The organism is Chitinophaga dinghuensis, assembly GCF_003259435.1.
GTDB lineage: Bacteria > Bacteroidota > Bacteroidia > Chitinophagales > Chitinophagaceae > Chitinophaga > Chitinophaga dinghuensis.
This window is the reverse complement of the sequence record NZ_QLMA01000002.1, coordinates 641,163-663,183: the sequence shown is the minus strand read 5'-3', so window position 1 is coordinate 663,183 and position 22,021 is coordinate 641,163. Positions and strand designations below refer to the sequence as shown.

The following is a 22,021-nucleotide window of genomic DNA, read 5'->3' as shown; positions in this document are numbered from 1 at the left end:
AGATATTTTATCTTTGTCGCACTAGCTTTAGCCTATCCTACACCACGCGCCTTACAGGTTTTAACACCCGTGCCGTTTTTTTTCCGTTTCCTTAGAAAAACCAAACAAAGTGGAAAGATCAAAAAATGAATTTAATCTGGATCGCAACATGAAGGTGCACAATTTTAACGCAGGTCCTTCTGTATTACCTAACGAGGTATTGTACAAAGCCAGCAAAGCCCTGATAGATTTTGAAGGGTCAGGAATGTCTATACTAGAAATAGGTCACAGGACAGAACCGTTTATCGCGGTAATGGAAGAGGCCCGTAGCCTGGTAAGGGAACTGATGCAACTAGATGACGACTTTGAAGTACTGTATCTTCACGGAGGTGCAACTACGCAGTTCATGCAGGTTCCAATGAACCTGTTAGAGAACAGCAGCACTGCAGCCTATGTAGATACCGGTGTTTGGTCCAATAAGGCTATTAAAGAAGCCAAATTGTTCGGCTACGTAGATGTTGTAGCCAGCTCCAAAGAAAGCAACTATAATCACATCCCAAAACAGTTTACTATTCCTCCGCAGGCAAGTTACCTGCACATCACCACGAACAATACCATCTATGGTACACAGTGGCAGATGACCCCGGTTACTGACGTACCCCTGGTAGCAGACATGAGTAGTGACATTATGAGCCGCAGCATGGACTTTAATAAGTACTCGCTGATTTATGCAGGCGTACAGAAAAATATGGGCGCCGCCGGCGCTACCATGGTAGCTGTACGTAAAAGCATGCTCGGAAAGGTTTCCCGCAAGATTCCTTCCATCCTCGATTATAAAAATCATATCGAGAATGGCTCCATGCTCAACACCCCTCCGGTATTTGCCGTTTATATTTCCATGCTCACACTCCGCTGGCTCAAAGAACAAGGCGGCATACCAGCAATCGAGAAAATAAACGATAAAAAAGCAGCCCTCCTCTACGATGAAATTGACCACAACCCACTGTTCCGTGGCACCGTTGTCAAAGAAGACCGTAGCAAGATGAACGCCTGCTTTGTAATGGATAAACCTGAAATGGAGGAAGAATTCCTGAAATTCTGTAAAAAAGAAGATATCGTAGGCATCAAAGGACATCGCCTCTCTGGCGGGTTCCGCGTATCCATGTACAACGCACTTCCTTATGAAAGTGTAGAAGTAATGGTAGAAGCCATGAAATATTTCAGTCTGAAAAAAGCGTAATCCGCTTCATCAGCAATTCTTACAGGAGGTAAGTACCCGCCAATGGCAGGAACTTACCTCCTGCTCTTTTTGTAGCCAATGGCAGCTGCCTTTTTATTGTTATATTTAGTATTCATACACATCTAACAATTATGGCTATTATCAAACCCTTCAAAGGATTAAGGCCTCCAGCCGCAATTGCCGCCAAAGTAGCTGCAAGGCCCTACGATGTACTCAGCTCCGCAGAAGCAAAGCAGGAAGCAGCAGGAAACCCAGTCTCCTTCTATCATGTTTCTAAGTCGGAAATAGATCTCCCCGAAAATACCGATGTTCACAGCCAACAAGTATATGAACAAGCCGCTGCCAATCTTCATAAGTTTGTATCGGAAGGTACCCTGTTCCAGGATGATCAACCCTGCTATTATATCTATAAACTGGTCATGAACGGACGCGCCCAAACCGGCCTGGTATGCGCTTCCTCTGTGGCTGACTACAACAATGGGATCATCAAAAAACATGAATTCACCCGCCCTGATAAAGAACTTGACAGGATCAACCATATAAAAACAACACTTGCCCAAACGGGGAATGTATTCCTGGCCTATAACGACGTTCCTGCCATCAATGCCATCATTGATCAATGGCAGGCCCAACATCCACCCATATACGATTTTACTGCCGAAGATGGTATAACGCATACGGTTTGGTCGGTAGACGCGCCTGCTGCCGTAAACAGTATTACCACCTTATTTGCAGACAAAGTACCGGCCACCTATATTGCCGATGGACACCACCGGGCAGCATCTGCGAGTCTTGTACAGAAAGAGTTTCAACAAAATGGTAAGGTTACAGACATCGATCAGCCGGTCAACTATTTCCTGACTACCATATTCCCAGCCAGTCAACTCGCCATCATGGACTACAACAGAGTGGTGAAAGATTTGAATGGCCTGAGTAAGGAGGCGTTTCTTTCGCAACTGGATTACTCATTTAATGTGGAAGAAGTAGGTCATCTTCCGCAGGCCCCTTCTATGCTACATGAATTCACTATGTATCTGGATGGCAGATGGTACCGATTGGTAGCAGAAGAAGGCACGTTTACCACAGATCCTATTGGCGTATTAGATGTCACTATTCTCTCTAATAATATACTGGACAAAATTCTGGGAATCAAAGATCAGCGCACAGATAAACGGATTGACTTTGTAGGAGGCATCAGAGGTTTACAAGAATTAGTGAAAAGAGTAGACAGCGGGGAGATGAAAGTGGCCTTTGCCCTTTATCCGGTAACGATTCAGCAGCTATTTGACATTGCGGACAGTGGTAATGTAATGCCACCTAAAAGCACCTGGTTCGAACCTAAGTTGAGAGACGGACTCATTACTCATCTTATCAAGTAGGAAATTTATAGTTGCTTCCGGCAAAGAAATATAACTTTAGGTCTGCTAGTACAAGCAGACCTATGTTTTTTATTGAGCGCGTATTGCAATACTATGAGCACGTGTCTCCCTATCACCTAACAGCAAATTTGTAACAACCATTACTAACCTATGTCAATGGAGCATCAGGAATCATCTATTTTTGAAGACAAAGCATTTAAATCGGCCATCGTCAAAGGGAAAGCATATCCCAATATTGGACAGCTATTTATGTTGCTACCTGTAGCATTGGGTCTCCTAATAATTATGGCAATTATCAGGGCCATCATTATCATTTTCATCCTGGGAGAAACAGGCATGGACCATCTGGAGCATCCGGATCTTAAAACCAGTACCATCTCAAATGCCCTGCTGCTATCTGGGTTAATGATAGGCTTATTGTTCTTTATGTATTGGAAGAAAAAAAAGACTGAACCTGCATTTATCATTAAAATTGAAAAGCCAGACATACTGCTGCTGGCAAAGGTTGGTCTGACTATATTCGTTTCCTATATCACAATCATATTGCTAGGCACATTCATCACTCCTTCTCCCCTGGCGGTTACGTTGAATCTATATGATATGGAATTAAGCATTTTAGGAATGCCCCTGACCATTATATTATTCGCCCTAATTATGCCGGTTGTCAATTCCCTGGTGGTATATAGCCTGGGGTATGATGGGTTGCTGAAAAATTATCCCTACAAGCGCCTATTAATTTTTGGAGTGATAGGGTCTGGTTTATTATTCCTATTGCCGGCATTTATCCTACTTTCATTACCCTTCAGCATCCTGTATTTCCTGATCTTTTATAAGTCGCAAAACGTATTATATGTTATTATTCCCAGCATTGTATTACAGCTGGCTATTATTATAACCATTTTGTTGGTGGGCGATGCAAATTTGCGGGAATTCCCCTCCTCCATTCCCATTTGGATTTCCGGTATGATCGCCATCATAGCAGGACTGTGCTGGTATGTACTGTTACAGGATCTCCGGAAAATGGAGCACCCCTATTTAATCGCGGCTATAGAATGAGTATAGCCAGTGGGATTATCATTTGTCTTGCTAAAAATTACATTCAAAACTAAATAACACTACATATGTCAATGGAACAAGAAGAAACCTCCATTTTTGAAGAAAGTGATTTTAAAACGGAGATTGAGAAGGGGAAAGCCTATCCCAGGGTTGGACAGCTATTCATGCTGATACCTGTGGCTTTGGGGTTGGTATTTCTGTTGGTCGTTCCCTGGGGCATTTATCTGCTTTCCACGCGCCAGGTAAACGGTCAGCCAGACCTGACTGCGATACAAGAGAGTAGTCAATCTAGGCCTGCAGTATTGACATTTGGCGTATCGATAGGGTTGTTTCTGTTTATGTACTGGAAGAAAAGAAAGCAGGAGCCAGGGTTTCAAATTAAAATGGAGCAACCTGGTGTTGGCTTGTTGGCAAAGGTTTTCATGACCTTATTCCTGTCATATACCACTGTTATGTTGCTGGGACAATCTCTGGGTAGCAGTCCACTTCAACTCACTTTGTTTAGTATGGAAGAGCAACTGCATTCGATTGGGGTTCCGTTAACTTTCCTGATATATGCCCTGGTTATACCTATCCTGAGTAGTCTGATGGTATATAGTATCGGCTATGATGGATTGCTGAAAAACTATTCTTACAAAAGTGTTTTCTATATTGGAGTAGTAGGGTTGAGCATACTGTATATTCAGCCTGGCTTGATTCTTATTGCTTTACCAATTGGTATTCTGAACTTTCTTGTTTTCTACAAGACCCGCAATATTTTAAACGTTATCATTCCGGGTATTGCCCTACAAATTATACTGCTGCTGACGATCAGCTCCAGTAATACAGATGATATTCTTGATATTGCCCGTTCTATTCCGGTTTGGGGTTCCTGTATTATTGCCGCTTTAGCTGGGCTCTCCTGGTATGTGTTGTTGCAGGACCTTCGTAAAATGGAGATCCCTGACTCCAATAATTTCGAATCAGATAACAACTATATTTAATATTAAAAATGTGTCGCAGTTTGGACTGCGACACATTACCTCAATTTCCTTACTTTTACAAGAAACGAAGGACAGGAATGCATAAGAGGTCTTCTTTATTGAAAACATTATTTGTTGCGGGAGTATTATTTTCTCAGACGGTATTTGGTCAGGATGCTGCCGAATTATACAAAACAGCTACTGGTTTCCAGCGTACGGGGGATTATTCCAATGCTATCCTGGTATTCAACCAGGCATTACAGCTGGACCCGGATAATTTTGAAACCAAGAAACAGCTTGCCTATACCTATTACCTGAAAGGGGATATGAACAAGGCCAAGACTATCGTTGACCCGCTCCTGAGCAAGAAAGAAGTAGATGTACAGGCATTCCAGATTGCAGGCAATATTTATGTTAGCCGGGAAGAATGGAAAACTGCCCAGAAGATATATGAACGTGCCCTGCGTAAGTTTCCAGAAAGCGGCGAACTGTACAACGATAACGGCAATCTGCTGATGAATTTCAAGATGTATGACGCTTCGCTCAACAGCTGGCTGAAAGGCATCGAGAAAGATCCGGCGTTTCCGGGCAACTACTATAACGCCACTAAAACTTATTATTACAGCAATAATCCACTCTGGTGTATCATATATGGAGAAATCTTCATGAATATGGAAAGTTTCACCACACGTACAGCTGAGGTAAGGAATATCCTGCTGGAATCTTATAAACGTCTTTTTAATGATCCTGCATTGCTGAACAGTGTGATGCCGGAAGAGGGTAAGAAGAAATCCAGATCGGCCAACAGCGGGTTTGCACAATCCTACAAACAGGCCATGGGCAAACAACTGGGCGTTGTGACCGGTGGAGTGGATCTGGATGCGTTGATCATGGTTCGTACCCGTTTCCTATTGGATTGGGATAATAACTATGCTGCCGATTATCCGTTCTCACTGTTCGATTTTCAAAGAAAGCTCCTGCGGGACGGACTGTTTGAGGCTTATAACCAATGGTTGTTTGGCCCGGCTATCAATCAGGCCAGATATAAAGCCTGGACATCCCTCCACAAGCAGGAATATGATGCCTTTAATAAATTCCAACGTGACACGCCGTTTAAGACAAGGCCGGATGAGTATTATAATGATGGGAAGTTTTCGTTGGTGAACACAGGATATTAATTACCTCAGAAACCACAAAATCCAAATATGCTTGTTGCTAAACACCAAAACACGATTGACAATGCCGTAAAAGCTAATCATGAAAGGACTTTTTATGCGCATTATCCTGAGCACCCCAAAGCATACGGCGATGAAGCACATGCAATAGGCATGCAGAGCTATCAGCAGATGCTTAACAAACCTTTTAAACAATTATTGCAGACTGGTGAAACTGGTTGGACAGGAGAAGAAGTGTCTCCCTACAGCGGCGAAGTGCTGGGTGTTACTTACCCGGAATTTGCAGTAAAAGATCTGATTGAAAAAGCGACTGAAGCAGGCAAATCCTGGGCGAAAGTACCAGCAGCCGAAAGAGCAGCAGCGTTGGCAGAAACGCTGGACCGCATCAAAGATCATTTCTTCGATATTGCCAATGCCACCATGCATACTACTGGTCAGAGCTATATGATGAGTTTCCAGGCATCCGGTCCTCATGCGAACGACAGAGCGCTGGAAGCTATAGCTGCCGGTTATCATGAATTGACCCGCTATCCGGAAAATCTGCTCTGGGAGAAGCCAATGGGTAAAGTAAGCGTGAAGTTATCCAAGTCGTTCCGCGCGATTCCTAAAGGGATCGGTGTGGTGATTGGTTGTTCTACTTTCCCGGTATGGAATTCTCTTCCAGGTATGTATGCTGATTTGATTACAGGCAACCCTGTAATTGTGAAACCGCATCCGAGAGCTATTCTTCCAATAGCGATTGCTGTAAGCTGCATTCAGCAAGCCTTACAAGATAATGGCTACAACCCGGATATTTGCCAACTGGCGCCAGACAGCACGGAGCACTTAATTACTAAGGAGCTTTGCGAGGATCCGGCAGTTAAGCTGATTGATTATACCGGCGGTAGTGCATTCGGCGAATATGTTGAATCCCTGAAGGGTAAAACAGCCTTTACAGAAAAGGCGGGTGTCAACTCCATCATCCTTGACAGTGTCAAAGATCTGGACGCCGTTATTCAAAATCTGGCTTTTTCGATTAGTTTATATTCCGGGCAGATGTGTACTGCACCACAGAATTTCTTCATTCCGGAGCATGGTATCCAGACCAGCAATGGATTGGTTAGTTTCAACGATGTAGTGCAGAAATTCAAGGAAGCGGTGGAAGCCCTGGTAAACAATCCGAAAATGGGAGCTGGTACGCTTGGCGCAGTACAGAATGAGCAAACGCTCCAACGTGCAAAGGACGCACAGATGTTGGGCGGTAAGGTTGTTTTGGCTGGTCAGACGATCAACAATGAAGAGTTTTCCAAAGCGCGTATGTTCACCCCAACAATTTTGGAAGTGACGAGCGCTGATAATAAAATTTACGAGCAGGAATTATTTGGTCCTATTGTATTGATTGTCAAAACAAAGGACACCCAACATTCCGTTCAACTCGCCAAACAGATGGCCTTAAAGCATGGCGCTATTACTTGTGGCGCATACACCACTGATCCGGCTGTAAAAGCAGAGATTACCGAAGAGATGAACAGTGTCTTTACTCCGGTATCTTTTAATCTTACAGGGTTTATCTGGGTAAACCAGCATGCAGCCTTTTCAGATTTCCATGTCACCGGCGGTAATCCGGCTGGTAATGCCAGCTTTACCAACCAGGAGTTTATCCTGAAGCGGTTTGTATGGGTAGGCAATCGTGAATTGGCCGAATAATGGGAAAAAAATTCAGGGGAAACCCGGCACAGCGAACAGTTGTGCCGGGTTTTTTCAATAAAATATGTTATATTCAGCTATGATTCGACAGACGGTATACATACTTACATTGGTGGCGATACTGGCATCCTGCCAGGAGGCGCCTCATGCAGACAAGGCTAAGGTAAGCGATGCGAGGACAGTAAAAGTAGGGGAAGGACACGCCTTTCTGGCGGATACGGGAGCCAGCATTATTGGCTGGATAGGCACCAAGCCTACCGGGAAGCATCATGGTATTTTGAAATTGCGTAGTGGGGTCATTTATGTAAAGGACACTACCATTACTGCGGCAGAGTTTGTCATAGATATGCTTAGCTTGCAAAATGTAGATCTGGCGGCAGATACAGCTATGAGAAACAAGCTGGAAAGCGAATTGAAAGGGCCGTTGTTTTTTGATACGAACCAATTCCCTACGGCGAGCTTTGATATGACCTCTATAGAACCATTTAAGCCTACTTTAGATGAAGATGTTGCACTGAAGGATGCTACACATAGAATTCAGGGAAATTTTACCATTAAAGGAGTGACTAAGAATATCTCCTTTCCGGCAGTGATCAATATTTCTTCCGGCAAAGTGACTGCGGAGGCCAGCTTTAATATAGACAGAACTTTATGGGGAATTAGTTACCGTGCAGATAAGAGTCTTCAGGATAAACTGATCAATTCTCAGGTAAATATTAGTTTCAGTATTGCCGCTTCCAGGTAGTGAGAATTTAGGATTTTTTTTACTATAAAAGCCGGGAAAAAAGATTAAATTTAAACAGCAGCCGTCTATCGCTAAAAGCTGAAAAACTATGGAAAATCTCCAAGATCGGGATGCGCAGCTATGGCAAATAAAATCCAAAGCAGCAATGAAGTCCCATATGATCCTGTTCTTGCTGGTGAATGCCGGCTTATGGGGAGTATGGTTCCTGGTTGACAGTGAGAAGCACCATGGTTTGCCCTGGCCGGTATGGCCATCGCTGACTTGGGGAATTATCCTGGCCTACAGATATTACAACGGTTTTCACAAAGGGACCCGGTAGATTGGGAAAACCTGACAAACGCGAGCAAACACGTTATTAAGATAAAGCCAAACAAAAATATAGCAAAATGGACCAGCCGCAACGACTATTTGACGTCATTAACTATCAGCTCGAGCATTTTCCTAAAGAGGATATGTTGGCAGCCAAAGAGAATGGTCAATGGAGGAAATACAGCACCCGTGAAGTAGGCGATATCGCCATGAAATTCAGTTCTGGATTGCTTCGCCTGGGTATCAGAGCGGGTATTAAGGAAAATGAGGAAAAGGATAAGATTGCTATCATAGCGCCTAATCGTCCGGAATGGATCATGACAGATCTGGCCTGTCAGCAACTGGGCGCAGTACTCACCCCCATTTATCCGACTATTAGTCAACATGAACTGGAATTTGTATTGAACAATGCAGAAGCCAGAATCTTGTTTGTAAACGATAAAGAGCTGCTGGATAAAGTCCTCGAAGCAAGAGATAAGTTTCCTACCATTCGGGAGATCTTCACCTTTGAAAAGGTAGAAGGAGCCCGTCATTGGACAGAAGTACTGGCATTGGGCCAGGAAGAAGATTATGAAAAAATTGACCTGATTAAAAAGAATATATCTCCGGAAGAACTGGTAACGATCATCTATACATCTGGTACTACCGGAACTCCGAAGGGAGTAATGTTGAGTCACCATAACATTGTCAGTAATGTCACTTCCTGTAAGTCTTATCTGCCTGTCAATAAAGACGCCAGGGCGCTCAGTTTTCTTCCGCTGAACCATATCTTCGAACGCATGGTTACCTACCTGTATCTGACTGCAGGCGTACCTATTTACTATGCAGAGAATATGGATAAAATTGCGGACAACCTCAAAGAGGTGAAACCGACTATTTTCACTACTGTACCTCGACTACTGGAGAAAGTATATGAGAAGATCATGGCTACCGGCCTGGAACTGAAGGGTATCAAGCGGGCGCTTTTCTTCTGGTCTGTGGATATAGGCAAACGATATGAGATCAATAAGCCTCAGGGATTCTGGTATAATCTGGAGCTGAAAATTGCCAATAAGTTGGTGTTCAGTAAGTGGAGAGCCGCCCTGGGAGGTAATATCCAGGCTATTGTTAACGGAGCCGCTGCCTGTCAGGTTCGTCTGCTGAAAATATTCACTGCCGGCGGTATTCCTATCCTGGAAGGTTATGGTCTTACGGAGACTTCCCCAGTAATCAGTGTAAACAGATATCCTGTAGAAGATCGTATGTTCGGTACCGTTGGACCTATCATCAGCGGGGTACAGGTAAAGATTGCTGAAGACGGGGAGATCCTCTGCAAAGGACCTAACATTACCATGGGCTATTATAAACGCCCGGACCTCACAGCCGATGCGATCAAGGACGGCTGGTTCCACACCGGCGACATCGGGGTTATCCTGGATGATAAGTTCCTTAAAATCACCGACAGAAAGAAAGAACTGTTCAAAACCTCTGGCGGTAAGTTCGTGGCGCCACAGCCAATCGAAAATAAGTTTAAGGAATCTCCTTACATCGAACAGATCATGGTGGTGGGAGAAGATCGCAAATTCACAGGCGCGCTGATCGTTCCTTCATTCGGAAATCTGAAGAAATGGAGTGAGAAGAGAGGCATTGCCTGGACTACCAATGAGGCGATGCTGAAGAATCCTGACATCAAGGAGCTTTTTAAGCAAGCCGTTGAGAAATACAACCAATTTTTCAATCATATTGAACAGATCAAGAAATTCGCGCTTTTACCCCGCGAATGGACTGTTGACGACGGAGAATTGACTCCTACCCTCAAAGTGAAAAGGAAAGTGATCCTGGAGCGTTATAAAGGTGAAATAGACGGTATTTACGCCCCTGCTGCCGGAAAAGTTGACATAGAAAGTATTTAAAAATTAATATAAATACCTTACTTTTGCCACCCAATCCTGAAAAACGGGATTGGATAAGGCCCGGTAGTTCAATGGATAGAATAGAAGTTTCCTAAACTTTAGATACAAGTTCGATTCTTGTCCGGGCTACTAAAATATTATTTCGCCTGAATTTAGCTTTGCTAGATTCAGGCGAATTTCGTTTAGGGACGTGGGTTTCAGAGGAAAGAGAGATTAAGACTAGTAAAACCAGACAAACAAAAACTGGCCCCAAAACAGTCCCCAACTGTCCCCAAGACTGTCCCCACATTTTTGGATTCGGGGAAGTAACTGCAAACTATGCCCATGCGCTTACTGAAACATTGTTAACTCTAAATGCACAGTGACAATGGAAGTAAGTTTTTATTTGAAAAGACCGCAGGCGGAAAGCAGTACACTTTTCGCAAAAATCTGCTATGACGGGCGCATCCTCCGCTATTACCTATCTGAAAAAATCCCTTGTATATTCTGGAATAAAATCAACCAGCGGGCACATAAAACAAATAAGGATTACCCAGACCATTTTGAATTTAACACTCGTTTAGATACCCTAGAACATACCATCCGTACCACCTACCGGCGCTATCGAAATGATAATGAAAATAGCATCCCCACGCCAGAACAGTTAAAAGGATTACTGGATATTGCTACGGGAAAAGTAACTGCTGTTCGCCCAACCTTCCTATCCTATTTCAATGATTTCATTGAACGGTCAACGAAAGGAACCCGTATCAGCCCCAAGACAAAGAAAACCACTGTACACAACACTAATAAAGGGTATTCGACAACTTATAATCACCTGTTAGAGTTTCAAAAAGTATCGAAAAGGAAAATTGACTTTGATACAATTGATATTCGTTTTCATAGTGAGTATACAGCATATCTCACCCACACCAAAAAGCTTTCCCTGAATACAGTCGGCGATCATATAAAGCGAATAAAAACGGTGATGCAGGAGGCTAAAACTAACGGCATTAAAGTGTGTGATGCCTTTGAAAGTGATTACTTCTTTAAACCCAATGAGGAAACAGATAGCATTTACCTGAATGCAGCGGAGCTTACTGCCCTGGCTGAACTGGATCTATCGGATACCCCCTCATTAGACCGCGCCCGGGATTTGTTCTTGGTTGGTTGTTATACTGGGTTACGTTTTTCAGACTATAACCGGCTAACGGCGGAGCATATACAGGATAATCTATTTTCCATCAAACAAACGAAGACTTCAGGACGTGTTGTTATACCTGTTCATCCAGTGATTCAGCGGTTGCTGATCAAATATAACAGGCAGCTACCTAAATCACTATCAAACCAGAAACTAAACCAGTACATTAAAGAAGTTTGCAATAAGCTTGAACAGCTCCAAACATCGGTAACAATAACTTTCACCAAAGCCGGGCAAACCACATCCTGCACTTTACAAAAATGGGAGCAGGTAACTTCCCATACAGCCCGCAGGAGCTTTGCTACAAATGAGTATCTAGCGGGAACGCCCGTACTTACAATTATGGCAATCACTGGCCACAAAACAGAAAAGGCGTTTATGCGGTATATCAAACTCACATCCAATGAGCATGCCCAGCTATTAAAGCAATACTGGGAGAAACGACACAAAAGCTAATTTTATCAAGCCCCGCTTTATTTGGCGGGGCTTTTCTTTGCACGCATATACATTGCGTAGGCTGGGTGTAACTTATAGTTAAGATGGAGCAAATAGAGAAAATATTCGAACAAGCTAAAGCCTGTATTAATGAAATGGAGGAATACAGCGAACGCCTATTAGTAAAGATTAATAATTTCACCCCTGATGATAACGAATTAACCTCCAACCTGTATACAATTGGAGCTGATCTACATACCCTTATCGATACCCTTTCAGCTCTCTTGGGTCCATTAAAAACGGAAATCCGTTACCAATTACTGCATGCTACCAGCGACCAGTATATGCAGAATTTCCTTTTCCTCCTGCTAAAATTGTACACCGATTTCAGACGCTGTACTAGGCCTCTGTATGTTATTAGCAAAGACCTTAGGGCCCCTTTTGATAAGCATGTACGTCATGTGTTCATAAATATGCAAAAGCAAAACACAGAGGATGAAGACTTTTCCGACATAGGAAAAGTAATCCTGATAACAGGTTATATGCTTGAGTGCGGAATATCCTTTAGGAAAGACATCATGAAGATTATACGCCAGGAATATAGTCTGAAAATAGAGGATATCAGCGCCTTGTTTGATGAAAGTAAATATGGGCCTGTCCCGGTACCATTGCATTTATATAAGCAGCAGCTTACAAAAGGGCAACCGCCAAAGCCTGCTAACAGAAAATTGAAGTGGGAAGGAAATTTGAAACAGTTTGCAGAGCTAGTAGTTGAGCTGGAGCAAAAAGGGTGGATAGCACCAATCCCCCCTGGAGAACTAACTACCACAGTAAATGCAATTCTATCTATCATTGATTTATCAGGAACCCAGGTAAACCCTAGTACAGATACAGCAAGTAGCTTGTTACAGTACTTAAAACCTAGCGAACGAGAATATAAGATTTATAGCAAGCGATATAAACGAAATTTCGATTCAATAAACCCAAACATAAACTAGGACTCATCCGGCAGTAGTTTCTCCCTACCGGATGAGACATAGTTAAATCATTCTTGTAGTAATATCCAAAAAAGTGTACTTAATGCTTCGTGCATTTGAGTTGATACTTTTAAAGGCCATATCCTACTTGAAAACATTGGTGTACCATCATAGAATGTCATTTTCTCAATAGTACCATCTTTATGATTTATTACTAAATGGTATTGGCTTTCCTCAGCCAAGAATGTAAGGCATCTTGTGCCAGATTGCGTAACAAAGTACAATGGGAACTTTTTCATATCAAAATGACGCTAGAAATATTATTTCGTACTCAACATTTACAATTCTATAACATCTGCATCGATAATTAGAGATCATTTAAACGATAAATAGTTACAAACTAGTTACCGTAATTGACTCCCCTTTCCTTCATTTGTTCCTTTGCACTGAACTAATAGAACAGTGTACAATGAAAAATGACTTTGTGTTAACTCCAATCCCATTGGAACAACTACGGTTGATGATAGCGGAAACTGTAACCTGTGAACTTTCCCGACACCTGGAACAGGCCGCAATCACTAAAATCAATGACGAATTGATTACCAGGAAAGAGGCTGCCGCCCTTCTGGGGATCTCCTTACCTACTCTACTGGAATTTACCAAAACCGGGAAAGTAACCGGCTATCGTATAGGCACCAGGGTTAGGTATAAACGCACCGAGATAATTGATTCCTTAAAGCAGATACAGGTAGCTAAATATCTAAGGAGGTTGCAATGATGGAAAAAGAGAATGCAACAACTATTAACCCGGATTTTGTAGCCCAGAACCTGCCAAGCTTTGCTAAGGTTGAAACAGGGGATATCACACTTGAAGCGATACAGAACCATTCCAACCTGCTACGGCAGTCGTTTTCCGTCATGACTCACCAGGACATCTTGGGAAAATTGCTGAAGAAAGTTGAAAAACTGGATTTTCAGCTATTAGCTTTTCCTGAAATAGCCAGTCTGCGCCAGCAGCTTACACTGCTTCAGGAAAGCCCAGATAACGCTGAAAAATCAGACCGAGCGGGAGTTATCAACCAGGAGATTAAGCGCAAGCGCCTAAAGCAACGTCACTTGCTTGTAATCTGTATTGAGGAAATATTGCGATTAGCGGCTGCAAACAATTGGGGACTGTGCAAGAACAATGATTTTATCTATGTCTATAACGGGGCCTACTGGAGCTTACTAGATGCAGAAGAACTAAAAGCCTTCCTGGGAGAGGCAGCGGAAAAAATGGGAGTTGAAAAGTATAACGGCCGGCATTATCAGTTCAGGGAACACCTTTACAAACAATTCCTGGCCCTGGCATATCTGCCAACACCTAAAAGGAGTACCGAAACTGTCCTGGTCAATTTGCACAATGGCACATATAAAATAGGTGAAAAATGCACGCGCCTGGATAGTTTCAGCCGGGATGACTTTATCACTTATCAGCTACCATTCGACTATAATCAGGATGCACAGGCACCGTTGTTTACTCAGTATCTCAATACTGTTCTACCAGACAAACAGCGCCAGCAGGTACTGGCGGAATACCTGGGGTACCTGTTTATACATCCTGGTATTTTAAAACTTGAAAAAGCGTTGTTGCTATACGGTACTGGTGCCAATGGCAAATCTGTCTTTTTTGAGATTGTAAACGCCCTTTTAGGTCCTGAGAATGTATGTAGTTACTCTCTACAGAGTTTAACCGACAATACAGGCTATTACAGGGCCAAACTGGCCAATAAGCTAGTAAATTATGCCAGTGAGATAAACGGTAGCTTGGAAGCCTCTATTTTCAAACAGCTGGCATCCGGGGAACCGGTGGAGGCTCGGCAACCATACGGGCAGGCTTTCAACATGACCCAATACGCCAAACTGATTTTCAATTGCAATGAGCTTCCCAGGGAAGTAGAACACACGCAGGCTTTTTTCCGGCGCTTCCTGATTATCCCCTTTGACGTTACCATCCCGGAGGATCAGCAGGATAAGGAACTATCCAACAAAATCATCAAAAATGAGCTTTCGGGCGTATTTAACTGGGTGCAGGAAGGACTAAACCGGCTATTAACCCAGCGTCGCTTTTCTGACTGCGAAGCAGCACGTATCAAAGTAGAGGAATACAGAAAGCAGTCAGATAGTGTAATTATGTTCCTGGAAGATGAAGGTTACAAAACTTCGTTAACCCAATACCTCCCCCACAAGCAAGTGTTTTCCGAATACCGGATCTATGCTGTGGACAATGGCTATCGCCCCTGTTCTGCTAAAACTTTTACTGAAAGACTGCGCCAGCAAGGATTTTCCATGGAGCGGAAAAATACGGGCATGGTGATTTACACTGAAAAATAATTGTTTTCCCCGGCCCTACACAACCTGCACACTCTACACAAAAGTGCAGGGAGTGCAGGTTGTGTAGACGCTAACAAAAGACTTTTTTTCATGCATTCCTACAGATATACTTTAGAAAGAGGCAGTAAAAAGCTCGTCTGTCCTGCCTGTGGAAAGAAAACCTTTGTTCCGTTCATTGATAACCTGAATAATGAAAAGCTACCTGGTGAATATGGTCGGTGTGATCGGGAAGTAAATTGCAGCTACTTTAAGAAACCCAATTATGGCACAATGGCACAGGTAAAAAAAGAGGAAAACAGCCTGTACGGCCAGCCAAAGCCCTACCAGCATCATAAAAAGTGTGCAAAAACATCTGCTTGTTATATACCAATCGAAGTACTGGAACAAAGCCAGCAAGGCTATAACGTCAACCGATTCACGCTGTATTTAAATAACCTGTTCGGTGCTGATATAACCGATGACCTTATCAAACATTATCATATTGGAACTTCTGGAAGCCGTTGGCCGGGGGCCACTGTCTTTTGGTGGATGGATATTACCGGAAAGGTCAGAGCTGGGCAGGTAAAGCAGTTTGATATTACAGGTCATACAGTAAAATCGGCCACCGGCAAATCACACACCACCTGGATACATAGCATATTACAGTATACCCATGAGCAAAAACAGGAAAATTTGCCAGCATGGTTAACTGACTATTTACAGCAGGGGGGCAATTATGTAAGCTGTTTATTTGGTGAGCATCTGTTAAAAGAGAATACTGTAAAACCGGTTGCCCTAGTGGAAGCACCAGCAACAGCCATCGTTGCCAGCGTATATATGCCAGAATTTATCTGGTTGGCCACTGGTAGTCTGTCTTACCTTTCAGTTGAAAGGGCAACCGCATTGAAGGGCAGAAAAGTAGTATTATTCCCTGATCTCTCGCAAAACGGGAATGCTTATGCCAAGTGGGAACATGTCGCGAAAAAGCTTTCAGATTTCATGTTTATTCAGGTTTCGGACCTGTTGGAAAAGAACGCAACTGAAGAAGAACGGCGGCAGGGGCTGGACTTACGGGATTTCCTGACACGCTACCGATTTTCCTCTTTCAACACTGGTGCTGAAAATTTCCTGAAAATCAGTATCAATAATAAAATCTTTCATGTCAAATCGCTGATAACTGTTTCCTGTCCGGGCAGTTACACTAAGGGCCTCCAGATACCTACATTCGAACTTGAAAAGGGTGGTTATTGTGATGTAATTGTTGATGAGCAAGGGGAATTTTATACCGGGGAGTTAACAGATTCCATAAAGGAGATGTGGGGGAATGGGTTTAAAATAGGTCGCGTGGGTGCGACCAATGCCCTTTTGAGGGTATATGAGGCTTAAAAAACGGAGCCTAAAGGCAAAGAGATATACTTATCAAGCATTGATTTAATGGACATCAAAATGATACACATAGGAAGGTTTTTTGACGGTCTTTATATGCGTGATAATTAGAACTTAAATAGCTCCCCTGGTTCAATTCCTAAAGCAATGGATATTGCCCGGATCATTCCCAATGAAGTGTTAACCTCTCCCTTTTCAATTCTACGTATTTGCTTCTCATCTACTTCCATTGCTACAGCGAGTTCCAGAATTGTCATTTTCTGCTTCTTACGTATGGTTCTCAGGTTCGCTCCCCAAGCCTTAATATAATCAGTGTCATTGAAGTTCATACTTACAAAACTGACGATCAACCACGCTTCAAAAACGGACATATATGTCCGTTTTAAGAAATTATTATTACTTTTGATCTGAAATAAATATTCTGAACTAAAATCATGTTCAATGCAAAACACACCAGATGCCCAGAAGGGCAACTACCTTCAACAGATACACAAAGCCTTTGCTGATCTTCCTATTCAATTCCGGGAACGACTATGCCAGGAATGCCAGTGGAGCATACCTACTTTCTACAGAATGATACGGTCAAGGAACCGGTATGATTCCAATGGGGAAATAGTCAGATATGCCTTAAGCAATTCTGATGCATCCATGATTGAAATAGTAGGAATGGAATTTTTAGACACCTTGCAGACGGAGTTTGACGCCTTCACCCGTCAGCAGTTTGGTAAGAAGTCACAAATTCATCTCATCACCCCACATCCTAGTTATGAACCAGCACCCAATGACGGAAACCCAGCTGAAAGCTGAGTTGCGCACTTACAAGCACCTTTGTTATATACTAATCATTTCCCTAACCCTTGTGGCCATTTCAGCCTTGTTTGTTTTTGTGATTTCATGGAAATGTGAAGCGGACTACTGGTATCACCAGTCTATCACCCCAATTAAATTGGGCTTGCAGGTCTTTACCCTCCAGCGGTAACCCCATGCCCGGAAAAGGCGTTAGTTTATACTAACCCTTTTTTATGGACTCGGAAAACTTTCCCCAAAACTGTCCCCAACCACTGAAAACAACTCTATAACAATATATAAATCAATTATTTATGACAACAATTAATATTCTTGTCCGGGCTACGAAAATATTATTTCGCCTGAATTTAGCTTTGCTAGATTCAGGCGAATTTCGTTTAGGGACGTGGATTTCAGAGGAAAGAGAGATTAAAGGAAGTAAAGCTGAGAAAAGCGTTTTTATCCCCAAAATCTTCCCCAAAATTCCCCAAAACCTTCCCCAGGAATTACCGCCACTATTGAGTTTGGCGACATACTATACCCAATTGCTTCCCCACTATCTGTTAACTCGAAAATTACAGTGGCAATGGAAGTAAGTTTTTATCTAAAGAGACCGAAGGAGGAACGCAGTACAATATTCGCTCTCATCAGCTATGAGGGTGAAACATTGCGATATTATTTATCGGAAAAAATACCTACAGTTTATTGGAATAAGGTGTTACAACGGGCCGACAGGGCTGGAAAAGAATTTCCAGAGTATCCGGAGTTTAATGCCCGGCTAGATCTATTGGAACATACTATTAAAACACCTATCGCCGTTATCGAAATGATAACGATAACGCCAAACCATCACCCGAACAGTTGAAGGAGTTGCTGGACATTGCCACCGGAAAAGTTGTTCACACCAGGCCCGCCTTTTTAAGCTATTTCAATGATTTCATTGAACGCTCAACAAAGGGAACCCGCATTAGTCCGAAGACATGAAAAAACACTGTACACCTTTGCTAGATTCAGGCGAATTTCGTTTAGGGGAACCGCTATTCCCCACTTCTTTTCGAAGGATAACCATCACAATTCCCTTTCACCCTTTTACGCTTACGAAAAGCGTGAAGATTAACTCTTAATAATCTTTGCTCACCTGTTTGTTTAAGCTGCGTTTTGTTTACAGTTATACTTTCGGCATTTAGCGCTATTACAGATCTTATGATCTCCACATTCATAATGCAAAGCAATACGCCCATTATAGGAAAGAAAATGTACAATATAAGCTCTGTCATATTCCATTCAATCATTTCAATTTTAAAAAAAATCATTCATCAAACTCTATCACCCATCTTCAACTAACACCACATATGGTTAAAAATATCTTTGAGTTCAGTCGAAAAGGCATCGAATATAACCTGGAGGAGTGGAGGAAGGTTAACTCAACAACACTATAAATGTATGAAATATCAAATCATTAAAAGTATCATGGCACCCTTTTTCAAGGAAAAAAATACCAGAATACATCACAATATCAAATCGTAAAAATCAATACCACATTAACTTACAGCCTATCATTACGATCATATCTTTCTCAAACAAAAACAACTTTACAGTTCATAAATTGAACCATAAAGTTGCCGTAATAATTACCTACGATGATATCTACACTTTTTAAAATGATCAACAAAACGATGCCACCAGGAAAATTTCCGCACACAAACTACATATCCCATCATCGTTGTTACTTTTTTGAAGCCAGAGGCCACTACCTGCAACTCACTTAAATTGGTAGCGGATCTTTGCAACATAATCTGCTGGGGCCCGGAGCCGGTTTGCGCATCCAATAAAATATTTTGTTGTCCATACCCAATTCCACCGAATTCAAACTCCAGCTTTCTACGCTGATATCCTTCTGGTATATGGAAATGAAACTTCCCTTCAGATGAAGAAGCTGTTCCCAGATTGGTACCTTTACATTTAATAGTCACACCAGGTATCGGTATCTTTTCCACTGCATCCAGCACCACACCATAAAATTCGAAAGGGACACAACTGGTATCATAAGAAGGCTTACTCGCATTTATGGTCGTATCTACCTGCTGCGCTTTCAACACATCAGGAAATACCAGCGATAAAAAGGAAGACATTGCAAAGGCAGGAAGTAAAGGACGACGTGATTTACTCTTCTCCGTAATTATTCTGTTCACCTGAGAAGAGTCAAACCTACCGCAAATGTTCTCTGGCGAATCACTCAGCTTATCAAGTAACTCCTGATCCGTTAATGCAGTGAAGTCCATAACTGTCTTCTGGCACTGTTTACAGTAATTACCACCACAACGGGACTCCATACGTTCCCATTGCTCATGGCAGGGTTCTGGGATAGAAATAGTAATAGTTCTTTTCATAGGCGGAATAGGATTCACTATAATTTAATGAAATCTACATTACAAAAAGAACTACTCCCAACTATTTATTCAACAACTGAAAATTATTGAAGATCAAACGATGTAAACGTTTGGACGAAATCCCTCCTGACGTCTTATTCCTTCCGTGCATCCAGATACGATCATTCAGCATATAACCTTCCCCCTTATGCAACTTGATACTGAATTTATGCTTATCCATCACCTGATGTATCTTTTCAGACCAATGATACTGCTCATCATACAACAGTGCATACAACTCATCATAATTATCTTGCCTGGTGTCGTCATAAATCAGTTTTTTCATACGCTGGATTGTGCTGGCTGGCACCTTTCCCAGTTTTGGTATCACGACCTCAAACAATTCAGATAATTCCAGGAAAGCAGAGGAGCCACTCGCATCGCGAGGCACATGCTCATACACATTAAACAGGATCTTCGGAATGTATAAATCACAATGCAAAGGAAACTCACTCTCCTGTTTGCCAGATGTCAATGGGGAATATAAGGCGCCCATTTTATCATTGGTTATTTCTGTTAGCGAGGAACGAAACAAAGCAAACAGAAAATGGAAAAGCTTTGCATTGATCTTTCTGTCGATCAGATTGGTGAAGAACACGATGCGATCCTCCGGATCAAAATGAAATAAGGAATAGGCGTAGTTACGAAAGTCATGCAGGAAAGATTTATCCAATTTAGACAAGGCCACAGAAAAACTGTAGTTGTAATCCTTATACTTGCTCAGATAGATAAAATCTACTTCACTTATCTTACTAAGTTGTTTGTCAAAATCTGCATGACTTTTTCTAAAGGTATCACTCCATGTAAGCCATACGAGGTTCCTGGAGGAAGTGAGTTTCTGTAATTCAGGGCGGGGCGCCGTTTCCTGGAATAAGATCATAGCGATAGCATTGAAGGGGTACTTATATGAGGTTAGTAATCTTTTGAGGACTTATTACTACCTAAATATAAATAATTCCACTCAGGGAATTACTTTGTTCCGCTTCAATTCATCGAAAATCCCCAGGAACATTTGGATAGTATCCACATATTCATGAAAACCTAGTCTCCTGGCTTTGGAACCATCTGCGAAGAAATCAAAGTCCCAGGAAAATACGAAGTCGCCGAAACCCCACGAAGCGACGTCTTTATAATCATATAGCAAACCATGCTGCGCTTTCATCTTTTCCCACAATCCCGCTTTCGCCGGCATTACTTCATTCAATGACATCGGTAATGGGGCTTCTACTTCCAGGCCAAAATAAGCCCCTATTTCCGGCCACATTGCCTCCCAGCGGAATAAGTCTCCATTCGTAATGTTAAACGCCTGATTTGCCGCCGCAGGCGTCGTTGATGCCCATACGGTAGCCTTGGCCAACAGACCGGCATCTGTCATCTCCATAATCTTGTTATATGCCCCCGGCTTACCCGGAAATCTTAAAGGCGCCCCCATTTCCTTTGCAATACTGGCATAAGTGGCGATCAACAATGCCAGATTCATAGGATTCCCCAAGGCAGTTCCCCCTACCACAGATGGCCTGATAGCCGACCAACTCCAGGATTTCCCCGCTTGCAATGCTTCCAGGTAGTGCTGCTGATCCATGTTAAAATCGGCCGACATATGCTTTCCCGCTTCCGATTCCTTAGCCGGCGTAGTAAATGCTCCTAAATGCGCGCCATAGACCTTATACCCCTGCATCAGACTCACATGTTGCAGCTGAGTGGCCACCGGCTCCACTACTTCCATCAGGTTCTGAAGCATCGTCATATTGGGCGCTACCAGCTCTTCCCAGGTAGGCTTATCCACATAGGCAGTATAAAATATATGCGTTACCGTAGGGAGATGCGATAACCGCTGTTCAGTATCAGCCCTGTCCAATAAGTCTACCGCTATATGTGTCAGGCGCCCGGAGGAAGCGCCTCCCCTTCTGGATAATCCTATTACTTCCCAATCTTCCAACGTCATCAGATAATCCGCCAGATTCTTTCCTATGACACCTTGCGCGCCTGCTATTAATGCTACTTTTTTCATCTTTCATCTATTTTTGATGACACAAAGTTCAGTTGCAGACGA

At 42.7% G+C, this 22,021-nt stretch carries 20 protein-coding genes, 1 tRNA gene and 1 pseudogene; 18 read left to right on the top strand and 4 right to left on the bottom strand.

Annotated features, from left to right (window positions below; genetic code table 11):
* The first annotated feature begins 109 nt into the window (after window positions 1-109).
* From serC to CLV59_RS08025, 16 genes and pseudogenes are all read left to right on the top strand, one after another.
* Window positions 110-1,219 carry a 3-phosphoserine/phosphohydroxythreonine transaminase gene (gene serC, locus CLV59_RS08095; RefSeq protein ID WP_245950828.1) on the top strand — a complete coding sequence of 370 codons (1,110 nt, stop codon included), beginning with the start codon at window positions 110-112 and terminating at the stop codon, window positions 1,217-1,219.
* Between the two features lie 131 nt (window positions 1,220-1,350).
* Entirely contained in the window at window positions 1,351-2,598 is a 1,248-nt protein-coding gene (locus CLV59_RS08090; RefSeq protein ID WP_111591502.1) for a DUF1015 domain-containing protein, read from the top strand.
* Between the two features lie 156 nt (window positions 2,599-2,754).
* Window positions 2,755-3,654, top strand: a complete 900-nt coding sequence (locus CLV59_RS08085) for a hypothetical protein (protein ID WP_111591501.1) — start codon at window positions 2,755-2,757, stop codon at window positions 3,652-3,654.
* 65 nt (window positions 3,655-3,719) lie between these two features.
* A complete protein-coding gene (locus CLV59_RS08080; RefSeq protein ID WP_146616147.1) occupies window positions 3,720-4,637 on the top strand; it encodes a hypothetical protein in 918 nt (305 codons plus the stop codon).
* A gap of 77 nt (window positions 4,638-4,714) precedes the next feature.
* Window positions 4,715-5,794: a tetratricopeptide repeat protein gene (locus CLV59_RS08075; RefSeq protein ID WP_170137674.1), complete on the top strand. Its 1,080-nt coding sequence runs from the start codon at window positions 4,715-4,717 to the stop codon at window positions 5,792-5,794.
* Between the two features lie 27 nt (window positions 5,795-5,821).
* Window positions 5,822-7,477 (top strand): phenylacetic acid degradation protein PaaN, encoded by a 1,656-nt coding sequence (gene paaN, locus CLV59_RS08070; protein WP_111591498.1) that lies wholly within the window; start codon window positions 5,822-5,824, stop codon window positions 7,475-7,477.
* Between the two features lie 79 nt (window positions 7,478-7,556).
* A complete protein-coding gene (locus CLV59_RS08065) occupies window positions 7,557-8,222 on the top strand; it encodes a YceI family protein (RefSeq protein WP_170137673.1) in 666 nt (221 codons plus the stop codon).
* Between the two features lie 88 nt (window positions 8,223-8,310).
* The gene (locus tag CLV59_RS08060) at window positions 8,311-8,541 is read left to right on the top strand and encodes a 2TM domain-containing protein (protein WP_111591496.1); all 231 of its coding nucleotides are present in this window, start codon (window positions 8,311-8,313) and stop codon (window positions 8,539-8,541) included.
* A gap of 67 nt (window positions 8,542-8,608) precedes the next feature.
* Window positions 8,609-10,423 (top strand): AMP-dependent synthetase/ligase, encoded by a 1,815-nt coding sequence (locus tag CLV59_RS08055; protein WP_111591495.1) that lies wholly within the window; start codon window positions 8,609-8,611, stop codon window positions 10,421-10,423.
* 57 nt (window positions 10,424-10,480) lie between these two features.
* A tRNA-Arg gene (locus CLV59_RS08050) sits at window positions 10,481-10,552 on the top strand.
* A gap of 238 nt (window positions 10,553-10,790) precedes the next feature.
* A complete protein-coding gene (locus tag CLV59_RS08045) occupies window positions 10,791-12,059 on the top strand; it encodes a site-specific integrase (RefSeq protein WP_111591494.1) in 1,269 nt (422 codons plus the stop codon).
* A gap of 83 nt (window positions 12,060-12,142) precedes the next feature.
* On the top strand, window positions 12,143-13,036 hold the full coding sequence (locus CLV59_RS08040) for a hypothetical protein (protein ID WP_111591493.1): 894 nt from the start codon (window positions 12,143-12,145) through the stop codon (window positions 13,034-13,036).
* A 463-nt stretch (window positions 13,037-13,499) separates the two neighbouring features.
* A complete protein-coding gene (locus CLV59_RS08035; RefSeq protein WP_211323768.1) occupies window positions 13,500-13,793 on the top strand; it encodes a helix-turn-helix domain-containing protein in 294 nt (97 codons plus the stop codon).
* Entirely contained in the window at window positions 13,790-15,388 is a 1,599-nt protein-coding gene (locus CLV59_RS08030) for a DNA primase family protein (protein WP_211323767.1), read from the top strand. Before CLV59_RS08035 ends, CLV59_RS08030 begins: the two co-directional genes overlap by 4 nt.
* 90 nt (window positions 15,389-15,478) lie before the next feature.
* Window positions 15,479-15,637: pseudogene (locus CLV59_RS29410) on the top strand (PG0870-related protein); the annotation flags it as partial.
* Between the two features lie 21 nt (window positions 15,638-15,658).
* Entirely contained in the window at window positions 15,659-16,753 is a 1,095-nt protein-coding gene (locus CLV59_RS08025; RefSeq protein ID WP_146616146.1) for a DUF6371 domain-containing protein, read from the top strand.
* Between the two features lie 107 nt (window positions 16,754-16,860).
* Here CLV59_RS08025 and CLV59_RS08020 read toward each other — a convergent pair whose 3' ends face one another.
* Window positions 16,861-17,124 (bottom strand): helix-turn-helix domain-containing protein, encoded by a 264-nt coding sequence (locus CLV59_RS08020; RefSeq protein ID WP_111591491.1) that lies wholly within the window; start codon window positions 17,122-17,124, stop codon window positions 16,861-16,863.
* Window positions 17,125-17,194: 70 nt separating this feature from the next.
* On the opposite strand from CLV59_RS08020, the gene CLV59_RS08015 reads away from it, so the two are divergent.
* Window positions 17,195-17,560, top strand: coding sequence for a hypothetical protein (locus CLV59_RS08015; protein ID WP_111591490.1), 366 nt, complete (start codon window positions 17,195-17,197; stop codon window positions 17,558-17,560).
* Window positions 17,561-17,853: 293 nt separating this feature from the next.
* On the top strand, window positions 17,854-18,135 hold the full coding sequence (locus CLV59_RS08010) for a hypothetical protein (RefSeq protein ID WP_111591489.1): 282 nt from the start codon (window positions 17,854-17,856) through the stop codon (window positions 18,133-18,135).
* A 1,035-nt stretch (window positions 18,136-19,170) separates the two neighbouring features.
* Here the strand turns inward: CLV59_RS08010 and CLV59_RS07995 are convergent.
* The 3 genes from CLV59_RS07995 to CLV59_RS07985 all read right to left on the bottom strand — a co-directional run bounded on the left by CLV59_RS07995 (window position 19,171) and on the right by CLV59_RS07985 (window position 21,979).
* Window positions 19,171-19,929 (bottom strand): carboxypeptidase-like regulatory domain-containing protein, encoded by a 759-nt coding sequence (locus tag CLV59_RS07995; RefSeq protein ID WP_111591486.1) that lies wholly within the window; start codon window positions 19,927-19,929, stop codon window positions 19,171-19,173.
* A 61-nt stretch (window positions 19,930-19,990) separates the two neighbouring features.
* Window positions 19,991-20,848 carry a hypothetical protein gene (locus CLV59_RS07990; RefSeq protein ID WP_111591485.1) on the bottom strand — a complete coding sequence of 286 codons (858 nt, stop codon included), beginning with the start codon at window positions 20,846-20,848 and terminating at the stop codon, window positions 19,991-19,993.
* Window positions 20,849-20,929: 81 nt separating this feature from the next.
* Complete coding sequence (locus tag CLV59_RS07985; RefSeq protein WP_111591484.1) at window positions 20,930-21,979, bottom strand: SDR family oxidoreductase; 1,050 nt, start codon at window positions 21,977-21,979, stop codon at window positions 20,930-20,932.
* Window positions 21,980-22,021 lie beyond the last annotated feature (42 nt).

Coding starts and splice junctions, on each gene's coding strand:
- CLV59_RS08090 (WP_111591502.1), top strand. CDS start 1,351: ATGGCTATTATCAAACCCTTCAAAGGATTAAGGCCTCCAGCCGCAATT.
- CLV59_RS08085 (WP_111591501.1), top strand. CDS start 2,755: ATGGAGCATCAGGAATCATCTATTTTTGAAGACAAAGCATTTAAATCG.
- CLV59_RS08080 (WP_146616147.1), top strand. CDS start 3,720: ATGTCAATGGAACAAGAAGAAACCTCCATTTTTGAAGAAAGTGATTTT.
- CLV59_RS08075 (WP_170137674.1), top strand. CDS start 4,715: ATGCATAAGAGGTCTTCTTTATTGAAAACATTATTTGTTGCGGGAGTA.
- paaN (WP_111591498.1), top strand. CDS start 5,822: ATGCTTGTTGCTAAACACCAAAACACGATTGACAATGCCGTAAAAGCT.
- CLV59_RS08065 (WP_170137673.1), top strand. CDS start 7,557: ATGATTCGACAGACGGTATACATACTTACATTGGTGGCGATACTGGCA.
- CLV59_RS08060 (WP_111591496.1), top strand. CDS start 8,311: ATGGAAAATCTCCAAGATCGGGATGCGCAGCTATGGCAAATAAAATCC.
- CLV59_RS08055 (WP_111591495.1), top strand. CDS start 8,609: ATGGACCAGCCGCAACGACTATTTGACGTCATTAACTATCAGCTCGAG.
- CLV59_RS08045 (WP_111591494.1), top strand. CDS start 10,791: ATGGAAGTAAGTTTTTATTTGAAAAGACCGCAGGCGGAAAGCAGTACA.
- CLV59_RS08040 (WP_111591493.1), top strand. CDS start 12,143: ATGGAGCAAATAGAGAAAATATTCGAACAAGCTAAAGCCTGTATTAAT.
- CLV59_RS08030 (WP_211323767.1), top strand. CDS start 13,790: ATGATGGAAAAAGAGAATGCAACAACTATTAACCCGGATTTTGTAGCC.
- CLV59_RS08025 (WP_146616146.1), top strand. CDS start 15,659: ATGGCACAGGTAAAAAAAGAGGAAAACAGCCTGTACGGCCAGCCAAAG.
- CLV59_RS08020 (WP_111591491.1), bottom strand. CDS start 17,124: ATGTCCGTTTTTGAAGCGTGGTTGATCGTCAGTTTTGTAAGTATGAAC.
- CLV59_RS08015 (WP_111591490.1), top strand. CDS start 17,195: ATGCAAAACACACCAGATGCCCAGAAGGGCAACTACCTTCAACAGATA.
- CLV59_RS08010 (WP_111591489.1), top strand. CDS start 17,854: ATGACAACAATTAATATTCTTGTCCGGGCTACGAAAATATTATTTCGC.
- CLV59_RS07995 (WP_111591486.1), bottom strand. CDS start 19,929: ATGAAAAGAACTATTACTATTTCTATCCCAGAACCCTGCCATGAGCAA.
- CLV59_RS07990 (WP_111591485.1), bottom strand. CDS start 20,848: ATGATCTTATTCCAGGAAACGGCGCCCCGCCCTGAATTACAGAAACTC.
- CLV59_RS07985 (WP_111591484.1), bottom strand. CDS start 21,979: ATGAAAAAAGTAGCATTAATAGCAGGCGCGCAAGGTGTCATAGGAAAG.